General features: G+C 29.2%; 16 protein-coding genes. 6 read left to right on the top strand and 10 right to left on the bottom strand.

Features of this window, described 5'->3' with window-relative positions; translation table 11 throughout:
- Positions 1–245 precede the first annotated feature (245 nt).
- The 4 genes from V6137_RS16320 to V6137_RS16305 all read left to right on the top strand — a co-directional run bounded on the left by V6137_RS16320 (position 246) and on the right by V6137_RS16305 (position 4,965).
- Positions 246–1,025, top strand: a complete 780-nt coding sequence (locus V6137_RS16320; RefSeq protein WP_425449028.1) for a DUF6385 domain-containing protein — start codon at positions 246–248, stop codon at positions 1,023–1,025.
- Positions 1,026–1,102: 77 nt separating this feature from the next.
- Entirely contained in the window at positions 1,103–2,890 is a 1,788-nt protein-coding gene (locus V6137_RS16315; RefSeq protein ID WP_425449027.1) for a tetratricopeptide repeat-containing glycosyltransferase family 2 protein, read from the top strand.
- Positions 2,883–4,091 carry a DNRLRE domain-containing protein gene (locus tag V6137_RS16310; protein ID WP_425449026.1) on the top strand — a complete coding sequence of 403 codons (1,209 nt, stop codon included), beginning with the start codon at positions 2,883–2,885 and terminating at the stop codon, positions 4,089–4,091. The genes V6137_RS16315 and V6137_RS16310 overlap by 8 nt, the downstream gene beginning before the upstream one ends.
- A 13-nt stretch (positions 4,092–4,104) precedes the next feature.
- Complete coding sequence (locus V6137_RS16305) at positions 4,105–4,965, top strand: DNRLRE domain-containing protein (RefSeq protein WP_425449025.1); 861 nt, start codon at positions 4,105–4,107, stop codon at positions 4,963–4,965.
- An 80-nt stretch (positions 4,966–5,045) separates the two neighbouring features.
- Here the strand turns inward: V6137_RS16305 and V6137_RS16300 are convergent, their stop codons facing one another.
- Together V6137_RS16300 and V6137_RS16295 are read right to left on the bottom strand one after the other, a co-directional pair.
- Positions 5,046–5,240 (bottom strand): capping complex subunit for YIEGIA, encoded by a 195-nt coding sequence (locus V6137_RS16300; RefSeq protein WP_425449024.1) that lies wholly within the window; start codon positions 5,238–5,240, stop codon positions 5,046–5,048.
- A gap of 17 nt (positions 5,241–5,257) precedes the next feature.
- Entirely contained in the window at positions 5,258–6,145 is an 888-nt protein-coding gene (locus tag V6137_RS16295) for a YIEGIA domain-containing protein (RefSeq protein ID WP_425449023.1), read from the bottom strand.
- A gap of 96 nt (positions 6,146–6,241) precedes the next feature.
- On the opposite strand from V6137_RS16295, the gene V6137_RS16290 reads away from it, so the two are divergent.
- Positions 6,242–6,625 (top strand): DUF302 domain-containing protein, encoded by a 384-nt coding sequence (locus V6137_RS16290; protein ID WP_425449022.1) that lies wholly within the window; start codon positions 6,242–6,244, stop codon positions 6,623–6,625.
- Positions 6,626–6,947: 322 nt separating this feature from the next.
- Here V6137_RS16290 and V6137_RS16285 read toward each other — a convergent pair whose 3' ends face one another.
- From V6137_RS16285 to V6137_RS16250, 8 genes are all read right to left on the bottom strand, one after another.
- Complete coding sequence (locus V6137_RS16285; protein WP_425449021.1) at positions 6,948–7,568, bottom strand: prolipoprotein diacylglyceryl transferase family protein; 621 nt, start codon at positions 7,566–7,568, stop codon at positions 6,948–6,950.
- Positions 7,569–7,571: 3 nt separating this feature from the next.
- Entirely contained in the window at positions 7,572–8,174 is a 603-nt protein-coding gene (locus V6137_RS16280; protein WP_425449020.1) for a TlpA family protein disulfide reductase, read from the bottom strand.
- Positions 8,175–8,885, bottom strand: coding sequence for a cytochrome c biogenesis CcdA family protein (locus V6137_RS16275; protein WP_425449019.1), 711 nt, complete (start codon positions 8,883–8,885; stop codon positions 8,175–8,177).
- Positions 8,886–9,096: 211 nt separating this feature from the next.
- Positions 9,097–9,717, bottom strand: coding sequence for a class I SAM-dependent methyltransferase (locus tag V6137_RS16270; RefSeq protein ID WP_425449018.1), 621 nt, complete (start codon positions 9,715–9,717; stop codon positions 9,097–9,099).
- A 112-nt stretch (positions 9,718–9,829) separates the two neighbouring features.
- Positions 9,830–10,261 carry a hypothetical protein gene (locus tag V6137_RS16265; RefSeq protein ID WP_425449017.1) on the bottom strand — a complete coding sequence of 144 codons (432 nt, stop codon included), beginning with the start codon at positions 10,259–10,261 and terminating at the stop codon, positions 9,830–9,832.
- Between the two features lie 114 nt (positions 10,262–10,375).
- Complete coding sequence (locus V6137_RS16260; protein ID WP_425449016.1) at positions 10,376–10,624, bottom strand: DUF2933 domain-containing protein; 249 nt, start codon at positions 10,622–10,624, stop codon at positions 10,376–10,378.
- 19 nt (positions 10,625–10,643) lie between these two features.
- Entirely contained in the window at positions 10,644–11,474 is an 831-nt protein-coding gene (lgt, locus tag V6137_RS16255; RefSeq protein ID WP_425449015.1) for a prolipoprotein diacylglyceryl transferase, read from the bottom strand.
- A 70-nt stretch (positions 11,475–11,544) separates the two neighbouring features.
- A complete protein-coding gene (locus tag V6137_RS16250; protein WP_425449014.1) occupies positions 11,545–11,667 on the bottom strand; it encodes an LDCC motif putative metal-binding protein in 123 nt (40 codons plus the stop codon).
- A 228-nt stretch (positions 11,668–11,895) separates the two neighbouring features.
- Here V6137_RS16250 and V6137_RS16245 point away from each other — a divergent pair, with 228 nt between their 5' ends.
- Positions 11,896–12,018 carry a hypothetical protein gene (locus V6137_RS16245; protein ID WP_425449013.1) on the top strand — a complete coding sequence of 41 codons (123 nt, stop codon included), beginning with the start codon at positions 11,896–11,898 and terminating at the stop codon, positions 12,016–12,018.
- Positions 12,019–12,022 lie beyond the last annotated feature (4 nt).

Genomic DNA, 12,022 nt, shown 5'->3' with positions numbered 1-12,022 from the left:
ACAATTTTAAAAGCCTAAATTTGGCCATTGTTCGTGTTTTTCAAAGGTCTTTTTGTCGTGCATAAATTTAATATTAGAGAATTTAAATTTTTTCACTTAAATACTCTTGACTTTTACTAGCTGGTCTTAATCTCCTAGTATAATATATTTTTCATAATATTTTTTGACACATATTAAAACCCTAGTCATATCATGTACTAGGATTTAAGACAAGAAGTCTATATCCTAAAAGGAGGAAGATTAATTTGCCAAATAATATTGTATTTAATGATGTTGCTGAACAATTGAAAACCAAAATATATGGTGATAATGGTGGAGTGACTACTCCAATTAAGACCTCTTCCGATGGTAGTGTATCTATGACTGCCACTGATTTAGATATTAGAGACCTTTCTGCCGATACTGACTCTGTTACTGTTACCGCTACCGATTTGGACATCAGAGATCTTTCTGCTGATACCGACTCTGTCACTGTAACTGCCACTGATTTGGATATCAGAGACCTTTCTGCTGATACCGACTCTGTTACTGTTACCGCTACCGATTTGGATATCAGAGATCTTTCTGCTGATACCGACTCTGTTACTGTGACTGCTACCGATTTGGATATCAGAGATCTTTCTGCTGATACTGACTCTGTTACTGTTACCGCCACTGATTTGGATATTAGAAATCTTTCCGGCGATACCGACAGCATTATCAAAGCAGGAAATCTTTTCACTGCATCTAATGCAACCTTAACTGATATAACCGACACGGGTATAGCCATGACTATAGATAACTCAGAACAAGATGTATATTCATTTTATGTAAACAACACAGGTTCTGCAGCCGTAAGTGTAAAACTTCAAATATCTCCAACAGATAATACTGACTATTTTATAGATGATGGTTCTTCAGAAGTATCGGTTGGTGCAGGAGAAAAGGCAACTCTAGTAGCACAAAAATATCTTAGATATACTAGACTATTTTATAATGCTTCAGGTACAGCAACTATTGAAACTTATTATAATGCCCATGCTTAGTTGATAAATTTTGGGGGACTATAGTCCCCCAATTTCAAATAAAAAGATTTTTAATACTTTTATTCGAGGTGCTTTCTATGAAATTAAGTTTATGTATGATAGTTAAAAATGAAGAAAAAAATTTACCAAGATGTTTAGATAGTGTGAAAGATATAGTGGATGAGATGATAATAGTAGACACTGGATCAACAGACAAAACTATTGACATAGCAAAGAATTATAATTCTAAAGTCTATTATTTTAAGTGGTGCAATAATTTTAGCAAATCTAGAAATTATTCTATAGAAAAGGCCAAGGGTGATTGGATACTAATTATGGATGGTGATGATCGTTTAGAGCCCAATGATAAAACTAGTTTATTAAAGCTATTAGATAATGAGGATACAGATATCTATTTTATGCAAACTTTAAGCTATGTAGGGACTAAACCTGGTCTTAATGTTGTAAATAACCTAAATGTACGACTTATAAGAAATAATAAGGGCTATAAGTTCAAAGGAGAAATCCATGAACAATTAGACTATCCCGATGGCATAGATAGAAAAAAAGTTACAAAAGTAGCCAATATCAAATTTCATCACTATGGTTATCTTAACTATAATATAAAAGAAAAAAATAAAAGAAAAAGAAATATTGAAATATTAAAAGAAGTCTTAGAAAAAGATAGTCACAATAGCTTTAATCTCTTTAACATAGGAAATGAATATTTTGCCCTAGAAGATTATGAAAAGGCTTTAGTATATTATAAAAAATCATATGATAAGTTCAATCCCACCTGTGGATTTAGCCCGAAATTAATCTTCCGTATAATAATGTGTTTAAATGAATTAAATAGATATGATGAGGCCCTATCTATTATAAATAAAGGACTTAGATATTACCCTAGATTTACAGATCTATTATTTGTTAAGGGTATTATTTCCGATAAGAGAAAGAATACTTTACTAACAATAGAAACCTTTAATCAATGTCTAAAAATGGGAGAACCCCCACTATATCTAAGTTTCATTGTAGGTGTAGGTAGCTATCGACCCCATCATGGTTTAGCAGAAATCTATTATTCTTTAGGGGAATATGATAAAGCATATTACCACTATGTAGAAACATTAAAGAAAAGAAACGATTATATACAACCCCTTTATAGAATAGCCCATATATTAAAGAAAAATTCCTATAAAATAGATAATATCAAAAAAACTTTAGAAGGCTTCTTTGGGGATTCAATAGATGAAAACTGTTACTTCATATTATCTGATATTTTCTTTGATTTAAAGGAATATAATGTAGCCTCTGATTATTTATCAAATATATCTGTAGGGTCTAAAAATTATAATAAAGCTCAATATTATAAGGCTCTTTGTCTACTATATAAAAAGGATTATAGAAAAGCCTATGAGAATTTCTATAGGATAGATAATAAAGAAAGTTTTGAAGATATTAAGTATAAGATGGCCTTATGTAAAGTTTTAGATAATCAGTTAGATAAAGCTTATTCTTTAATTTCTAAAGTAAAAGATAATACATCTAAAGATAAAATAAAGGTTTATAACACCTTTTTAGATATTTTATCTGACAAAAAATACAACCCCTATGATTATACATCAAATGTAGTTATTAATATTATCTTTTCTATATTAGACACTCTTTTACACCTTGAAGAATATGATGTTTTTGAAAAGACTTTGAATTTCTTAAATATAGTTAACGATAATTCAGTTTTATTAAGACTTGGAAAGCTATATTATAAACATGGTCACTTTAATCTAGCTTATAAAGAGTTTATACGTTCTATCCGACTGTTTAATGTGATAGATGCAGAGGGATTAGAAATTATGTGGAAAATAAGGAGGTGTAATCTTGCCTGAAATAACTATAAAATCAATAGTTGATAGTATAACCCTAAATAGTAATAAACCCAATGAAAATATAAGTAACTATAATAAATTATTTCTAGGTAACTTATTTAAAAACATAGAGTTTAGAAATATATTAAAATTTGATATATCCAATATAACCAATATAAACAATATCGAAAAAGTCAAATTACTATTATATATATGGAAAAACGATAATATCTCTTATGAAAAAAAGTATACATTACACCCCATTGAAAATGAATATGATAAAAATAGTATTAACTTTAATAATCAGCCTAAATTCTCAAGTTCTCCAATATCTTCATTCTCTATTCTAGATGAAGTTACTACTTGGATTAACATAGATATAACCGAATTATTTAAAATATGGTGTAAAAATCAAGATAAAAATTATGGTCTAGTTATAAAATCTATTAATAATAGAGTAAAATCATTAATAGGTTTTTATAGTAAGGACCACCTTAAATACTCTCCTAAGCTTAAAGTGATTTTTAATAAAAAAAATCAAAGAATAGATAAGAAATCACCTGCTAATCCTCAAAATAAAACTTCAAAGGAACTTTTTGCTTCAGCAAATAAGTATTATTTGAAAAAAGTATATAAAAAAGCTATTCCCCTATATGAAGATTCATTGAATCTATATAAAGAAGAAATAGATTATCACAAGGGTATGTGCTTTTTATATACTAAGGACTACAAGAATGCATATAACTCTTTCTGTCATATTAAAGAAGGAAAATTTTATAAGGAATCTATATATATGTCTATATTATGTGAATGTTTAAATAATAATTTAGGGAATCTTACAAAATTACTAGATTCAGCAAAAAACTTCGATGATTTTTATAGATTCAAAGTTTATTATGCCTTTTGTAAAATAATTGAAAATGATAAATCTAAACCATTAAGTGACAATGAAAAAGAATCCCTTCTATATTCAGAACATATATTTGACTTGTTAGAGTTATTATTAAATTGTTCAACTCCTGAAATATTTGAAAAGTCTTTAGAACTATTAAATCTTATTGAAAATAATGAAGTCTTATTAAGATTAGGTAAATTATATTATAAAAATGATTTCTGTGACCTAAGTTATAAAGAATTTATACGGTCCATAAAATTATTTGATATTATTGATACTGAAGCCCTTAACATTATGAAAGATTACTTAATAATGAAAGACGATTGAAAGGAAGGATATTATGTCAGCTCTTATTATAAAACCCCCAGATAATGATACCTATATAAACAGTAATATTCCATATCAAAATTTCAATGATTATTATGCTCTATTTGTTGGTAAGTATCCTCCCGATGTAATCTACAGAAGCTTATTATCCTTTGATCTCTCTCAATTGCCTAAAGGATATATAATTAAAAAAGCTGAATTAGAACTATATATAATTAGAAACGATAACCCTTCTTACACAAAATACTACAATATTAGCAGAGTAAGAGAAAACTTTGATTATGAAACTGTAAACTATGTAAATCAACCTACCATAAGCACAGAAGTTTCTGGAACATTAATTGTTAATAATGAATTAAATTCATATATAACTGCAGATATTACTCCCCTTGTTAGATCCTGGTATAATGGAGAGTACCCAAATTATGGACTGATGATCTACTCTGCTGACGAAACTGTAGATTCTTTACTGGCCTTTTATAGTATGGACTCAACTGATGAGTTATTTATCCCAAAACTGAATATTTATTTGGAAAGTTCAAATGAAATATCCAGCAGATTTTTTTACTCAAACTCTAAAAGTGGAGTAACTACTAATAACTCCTATACTGGTTCAACTATCTATGATATATCAAAATTTTTTAATTACACTTATTTTATAAAAAATACAGGTAGTAATTTATGTGAAACAATCCTACAAATAAGTCCTAATTCAACGGACTGGATAAATGATTCTGATGTGAAACTTATTAACCCTGGTGAAGTCGTAGCTATTGTCCCCAAAAAGCTTTCTAACTATACGAGACTTGCATATAAGTCTTCCCAGTTAAATAAAAGCACTACTATCGACATATATTTACAGGCACAAACATAATGAATTTTTAATCTAATTTGTTAAAATAAAAGTAAATAAAAATTAGTATAAATAGAGCTAAAGAGATTTAGCTCTATTTCTTATTCCTGTGTTATAATGATAACACCATTTTTAAGACCATAAACGTTGCCAGCCAAAACTCTACCTAGTTCAGAAGCTATTCCCTCCTGTTCTTCTTTGTCCTTAGCAACTATGGTTGGGACACCTGCATCTAACACAAGTTCTTTATCTATAGTAACCATAGCCAATATACTTTTAGTTTGACTTTTTTTCATAGTTTTCCTCCTCTTAGCTAATCCGATTTTTTCTTTAATGTCTCTAGAATAGGAACACTTTTTACTATTTCTTTTATATATTCCCTATCTTTCTTTATAGGTACTATTACTAAAGCCACATCTCCATTATCAAAATTTCGTCTAGTAGTAACGTAACGCTCTAAACCACATAATCTAGAGCATTCGTGGATAAGTGCCTTAGTTTGACCACTGTGATTTAATATTATCTTTTCCATTTCTCCCTTTGGTTTAATAATTATACCTATGCCATTTTTTAATATTCTTTTCCTTGTTGCAGATAGTCCTACATTCATTACATATATTTCTCCTACATAGAGGTTGTCTCCGTCTTTAAAACTTAACTCTCCATCCTCTATTGTAGCAATATCCCTAATATGATGTCCTTTTGTATAATTTTTTAACAAATATAAAATAATACTCCCTATTAATGCCGACAAAATTATTATTATAATCTTATTTTTAATATATATTTTCAATGTAAATGCGCTGACAGTAGTAATTAAAGAAGTAATCATTACTATATAATTTCTCGCTTCAAAGGTTTTTGCTATACCATCTATGTATGAACTCCCCCTAGGTGCATATACTTCTCCTTCTACGGAATGTAAGCTTTCTTTTTCCATTTTCCTTATATCCCTAAATTGTTGTATGGCTAAAGCCAAAAAAGTTACTGCCACATAATTTTTTGAAATCAATGCCGGGTAAGCAACTGATCCCATTGCCGCTGCAATAAATCCAGTGGTGAGATGTATAAGATATCCATTTGGATATGTGGGGTATTGCCTTATATCTCCCCTAAGCATCCACCAACGTCCAATAAACCCTACTAGTGTCCCCACCAGTATATACAAAACTACACTCAACTCTAATAAACCTTTATGCATATTATCCCCTCTAATAATTTATTTTCTATATCATATTTATTTTGCTTACTAATGGGTAAAAATATTAGTAAATAATAAAATATTGGAGTGATAATTGTGAAAATAATCTATGAGGTTAAAGTAGAAAAAGAATTTGGCGATGCTATTGATGCCTTAAAGAAAAGTTTATCGGAACACAACTTTGGTGTTCTTTGGGAATTAAACTTTAAGGATAAGTTAAAGGAAAAGGGATTAGATTTTGATACAAACTTTAAAGTTTTTGAAGTTTGTAATCCAAAACAAGCTAAAGAAGTCTTAGAAAGTCATATTGAAGTGGGATATTTTCTACCATGCAAAATGGTTATATATGAGAAAAATAATTCTGTTTATGTAGGTATGTTAAGACCTACTGATTTGATAGGTATGTTTAATGATGATAGCTTAGTATCAATAGCAAAAGAAGTAGAAAAGGAACTTAAAGCAGCTATCGATGCTATATAGTAGGAATAAAGGTGCCTTTGGCACTTCTTTATTCCGTGCAGTGTGCAGGGAGTAGAGAGCAGGGTCTTGACATTTCCATGGTATATGTGTAGGGTTTCAATATATTGAACTCCTTAGGTCTTCTTCTAGAAGACCTATTATACCAAAGACTGTTTTCTTAATAAGCTGTGGGATTACGAATCCCCAGCAACTAAATTTTACTATTGGACTATACTATATGGCTTTAAAACCGGCCTGAATATATTCAGACCCTACATATAAAATATAAATGTTAAAGAGGCACTTTTTGTGCCCCTTTATTTTGTGTAAAATATAAGTTTTTTTAGGTAAATACTGATTTTATAATAGGATGTATTATAATAGATAGTACAAATATAACTATCGATAAGTTTTTTCCCACTTTTTTTCTTTGCACTATTTCCAGTACTATAGCTAAAACAAACAATATTGATAAATATAATGGCACTAAATGTCTATTTGCTCCAAAGTAATAGTGGGATAATGGACCATTATATTTATTTCCTATTAAGAACCCATCTAAATATTTTGTCCAAACTCCAATAGCCATAGCTACATAAAAGGGAATAATATATGGCTTAATTAAATCTCTAAACCTTAACTTTTTCCGCTTAGCTACAACATAAACACTAATTACTCCAAATAAAATAGCACCATATAAGTTTAAAGTTATATGGTCAAGGGAAATTATATTAAAAAAGTCCCCTTTATAAACATCAAAGTTTAATATCACATACCCTATCCTAGCACCCAAAAGACCAGTTATTATCAACAAAAAATAGGTATCTTCTATTATTGTTTTTTCTATATCATAGTTTTTATTTGTTATTTTAATATATACATATCCTACAATCCCTGATATAACTGAAAGTAATGCAAACCATGTTATACCTATAGAGCCATTAACATAAACATATTGATTCATATTTTAATTCTCCTCAATAAACTTCACTATCTCTTTCATTTCCGGATAATTCATAATACCTATTTTTACATATCTTATCATCCCTTCCCCATCTACTATAACAGTTTTAGGAAGACCAGTAACAAGATATCTAATAGAAATGTCTTGGTCTATGTCCAGTAATACAGGGAATTCATATTCTCCCTCTTTTATAAATTTAGAAGCTGTGGATTTTTCTTCCCCGGAGTTGACAGCTAAGACAGTAAAGTTATCATCTTTTTTCTCTAAATAAAGTTTATTTATATCTGGCATTTCTTCCTTGCATGGAGGACACCATGATGCCCAAAAGTTAATAAATACTATCTCCCCTTCATGGTCTGATAAAGATACTAAATCGCCATCTAAATTTTCTAATGTAAAATCAGGAGCCTCTTCACCTATAGTGATATTAGGAAATTCATCTTCGCCTTCTTTTTCTTCCTCACTAGTGTCTTCTTCATTGTTTTTAGCATTATCATCATTAGTTTCTATATTTTTATTTTTATCCTTTATATTATCTTCCTCACTGCATCCAATTGTTAATATTCCAATGGCCAATACCATTAATATAATATATATTTTTTTCATCTAGTAGTATCCTCCTCCTAATTTATCTAAAAACCATGTGGCTATTTTATACATGTTATTAGTAAATATTAATATACCCATTAATATTATGATAATACCGCCTACTCTCATAATATACTTCATAATTTTTTCTGATTTAGTTAGAAAGCTACTAAATTTATTGATAAGTAGCGATGTTATAATAAATGGAATAGCCAACCCTAACGAATATGTTAATAACATGTATATTCCTTTTGATAACATAGCAGTTGTTCCTGCATAAAGTAATATTGTTCCCAATACTGCACCTATACAGGGGGTCCATCCAGCTGCAAATGCCATCCCCATAAGTGTAGAACTAAACCAATTGGTTATCTTAGGTAGCTTAAATCTTCTTTCTCTGTTTAAAAAGTTTAACTTAAGTATACCTGTCATATTAAGTCCAAATATTACTATTAAAGCTCCACTTATCTTCATAAATTCTTGTTTGTATCTAAGAAATAGTCTACCTATAAAACTTGCTGATACACCCATAATCATAAATATTATTGTAAAGCCTAAAATAAATCCTATGGTCCTTGTTAATGCAAATAGCTTTCTATCCTTCAGTTCTGCCTCCACGGTTGTTCCAGTTATATAGGTTATATATCCTGGTATAAGGGGCAATACACAGGGGGAGAAAAAGGAAAGTAACCCTGCTCCAAAGGCAAGTGGCAACGACACATCTTCCATAATGAACCTCCTTAATAATTTATATTTATTAATTGTAATATATAGATGTATGAATAATATAACAAATAATATGAAATTAATCAATAATTATTATCAGTTTAAAGTTTTATTACCCTTTTATTATGCCTTAAAACAAAATAGCTTAAGCATACTTAATTAAGTATACCTAAGCTATTTGGATAACTATATATTATAGAGATTAAGAAATATATTATTTTTCATTTTTTATTTCTATTAGCTTAACAATGTCTAGCCATAAATCTGTCACCTTTATATTATCAAATCCAGCCTTTTTCAAATTTTCCACTGTCCTTCTATTTATATTAGCTCCATAACTATTTACCGCCAATGGATTAAATATGTCCATTAGTGTTCCCAAAACCTTCTTTTCACTTCTGACATGCTCCATCATAATAATTTTTCCACCATTTTTACATACCCTTCTTATTTCTTTTAACCCCTTAATGGGATCTGGTACAGAACAAAAAACGCAGGATGTATAGACAGAATCAAAGGTATTGTCATCAAAGTCCATTTTTTGTGCATCCATTTGTATTAATGTTATGTTCTTATTTAATAATTTAGCTTTTTTTCTAGCCTTCCCAAGCATTTTACTACTAAAGTCTATACCAGTAACATTCAAATCTTTAGGATAATAATCTAAATTTTTGCCAGTACCAACACCTACTTCTAATACTTTACCTTCTAACTTTTCTATAGCCATGTCTCTCCATTTTGAAAACTTAGATTTTTCCATAGGCTTTTCTAAAAAATCATATACCTTAGAAACTCGATCATACCTTTTTCTTATTTTTTCCGTATGTCTATCCATAGTATTCCTCCATATTGATTTAGATAAGATACTTATATTTAATAACTTACCCATTTTTATAATATAATAAATACCACCCTAGAGTGGTATTTAAATAATTAAAATAATTTTATTATCTACAATGATCATTTACATCAAAATCTCCCCCATGCATTGAGTTATGCATTTCAATCATTTCTTCTCTTCCTATTGATTCCATCATTTCCGCCATATATCCATATCCATTTTCTTTCATTGCATCTATCATTTTGTTATAATCTTCCTCTGTTATATTGTTCATAAACTCGTCCATATATTCATAATTACCATTTTCCATATTGTCAGCTAGATCTTTAAATCCATTTTCCTTCATTATATCAATCATATCATCATAATGGTCATCATTAAATGAATCCCACTCAAAGTCCCTAGCTGAAATTTCATTAACCGTCATTCTGTCCCTTGTGATATCATTATTATCATAACCATGGGCATAGGCAACTCCACCTATTATACCTCCCATTATGGCCACTGTTCCAATTAATCCTATTAGTTTCTTTTTCACAATTATCCCTCCTGTAATTTTTATTAATTATATTATAACTATAACTTGTGAAGAAAATATGAAGATTTACTATTTCAATCAGTTTATTTATGTCTATCAATGAAATATTTTTATTTACTCTTCATATTCTGCTATCTCTTTCTTCTCTGTCTCTTCGCCTTTACATCCATTTCCATGCCCCCTCATACCCTTCATCATAAATATATGCATTAAAGGACAGAGTAAAAATAATAACCAATAGAATATACTTCCTGAACCTAGACTTATATTCATCCCCCTTACAGCAAATATAATTAATATAGGCGCTAGACACCCTAATAACATCAATAACATATGATTTTTATGACCCTTATTCTTTGCCATTTTACTTACCTCCTCTTATTTATAACCAAATTGAATAATATATCGTTACTGATATAACTATCAATGAAATAATAACTAACAGTTCTTTGATATTGATATCATACTTTTTGACTTTATTATCTTTCTTTATATTTCCTCTACTAGATAAAATGCGATATAGAACTACTGAAACGATAAGCATAATAATACCAGTTACATGGGCTATAGTTAGTCCTCCAAATACTATAGGATTTGTTCTAAAGAATTCAACAATAAATCTATTTATAGAAAACCCTATAAGATATATTGAGAATAGTTGCCCATTGAACTTAACTGATTTTCTTTTACTCCACAAAATTCCAAACAATATAAAGTTCAATACTGCCTCATATATTTGAGCAGGGTGTAATAACTGTCCTTTCATAGATACTCCCCAAAATAATTCTTTAGACATCTCTACACCAAAAACATCGCACCCTATTCTACCTATGGCTTGACCTAAAATAATACCAGGAGCAACAATATCTGCCACTTCCCATATGTTTATTTTCTTTATTTTACCATATATTAATGACCCTAATATTCCAAAAATCAGGGCTCCTTGGATTGATAAACCTCCATCTCTAAATGCAAAGATCTTAATTGGATTTTCTAAATAATAATCTAAGTTAAATGCTAGTATAAAATATATTCTGGCTCCTAATATACCTGATACCATTGCCACAAGTATAAAATTAAATAACTTATCTTCATCATACTTTTTTCTTTTAGCTTCCAACATAGCTACTACTATCCCTGCCATAACTCCCAATGCTATAAAGAATCCAAATATATATATTGGAAAATGTCCTATTTCAAATAATACTTTCATAACTCACCATCCTAGTTATTTTTAATATATATTTTAGTGGCTTAGTATACTAAGCCACTAAAATATCCTTTTATTTCTTGCTTCCACTATTGCTTTGTTGGTTCAGTTCACAGCAATCCATCTTTCCTGAACCGAAGCTCTTTTTATTTTGTTGTTCTATCTTCTTTAATAAATTTTTAAACCATTTTTTCATTTAAAGTCCCTCCTTATTTTATTTATAATAAATATTAATGCAACTATCATGCCAATGTTACAAACCCCTTTATTTTTAGAAGTTTATTATTACTCCACTAATCTTTTGTACCTTTTACCACAATAGAAAAAATAAAATTGTTTTATATAACACATTTTTAATCACACTTTTAACCACTAAAGAATATATTTATAATATAGCAAGTAATAATAAAGGGGGTTTTTACTCATGGGCTACGGTGGAACTGGTGGCTTTGGTGGAGGAGGTTTCTTTTTCTTCTTCATAATAATAATATTCTGTTTACCACTATTTGGTTTTGGTGGATTCTTTGCTTTAGATGAAAACAAGTAACATT

The sequence above is a fragment of the Dethiothermospora halolimnae genome (genome assembly GCF_037577855.1).
In the GTDB taxonomy this organism is placed as follows: Bacteria; Bacillota; Clostridia; order Tissierellales; family VENL01; genus Dethiothermospora; species Dethiothermospora halolimnae.
The sequence above is the reverse complement of the archived record's forward strand: the minus strand, read 5'-3'. Positions and strand labels throughout refer to the sequence as shown.

Coding starts and splice junctions, on each gene's coding strand:
- V6137_RS16315 (WP_425449027.1), top strand. CDS start 1,103: ATGAAATTAAGTTTATGTATGATAGTTAAAAATGAAGAAAAAAATTTA.
- V6137_RS16305 (WP_425449025.1), top strand. CDS start 4,105: ATGTCAGCTCTTATTATAAAACCCCCAGATAATGATACCTATATAAAC.
- V6137_RS16300 (WP_425449024.1), bottom strand. CDS start 5,240: ATGAAAAAAAGTCAAACTAAAAGTATATTGGCTATGGTTACTATAGAT.
- V6137_RS16295 (WP_425449023.1), bottom strand. CDS start 6,145: ATGCATAAAGGTTTATTAGAGTTGAGTGTAGTTTTGTATATACTGGTG.
- V6137_RS16285 (WP_425449021.1), bottom strand. CDS start 7,568: ATGAATCAATATGTTTATGTTAATGGCTCTATAGGTATAACATGGTTT.
- V6137_RS16280 (WP_425449020.1), bottom strand. CDS start 8,174: ATGAAAAAAATATATATTATATTAATGGTATTGGCCATTGGAATATTA.
- V6137_RS16275 (WP_425449019.1), bottom strand. CDS start 8,885: ATGGAAGATGTGTCGTTGCCACTTGCCTTTGGAGCAGGGTTACTTTCC.
- V6137_RS16270 (WP_425449018.1), bottom strand. CDS start 9,717: ATGGATAGACATACGGAAAAAATAAGAAAAAGGTATGATCGAGTTTCT.
- V6137_RS16260 (WP_425449016.1), bottom strand. CDS start 10,624: ATGGCAAAGAATAAGGGTCATAAAAATCATATGTTATTGATGTTATTA.
- lgt (WP_425449015.1), bottom strand. CDS start 11,474: ATGAAAGTATTATTTGAAATAGGACATTTTCCAATATATATATTTGGA.
- V6137_RS16250 (WP_425449014.1), bottom strand. CDS start 11,667: ATGAAAAAATGGTTTAAAAATTTATTAAAGAAGATAGAACAACAAAAT.
- V6137_RS16245 (WP_425449013.1), top strand. CDS start 11,896: ATGGGCTACGGTGGAACTGGTGGCTTTGGTGGAGGAGGTTTCTTTTTC.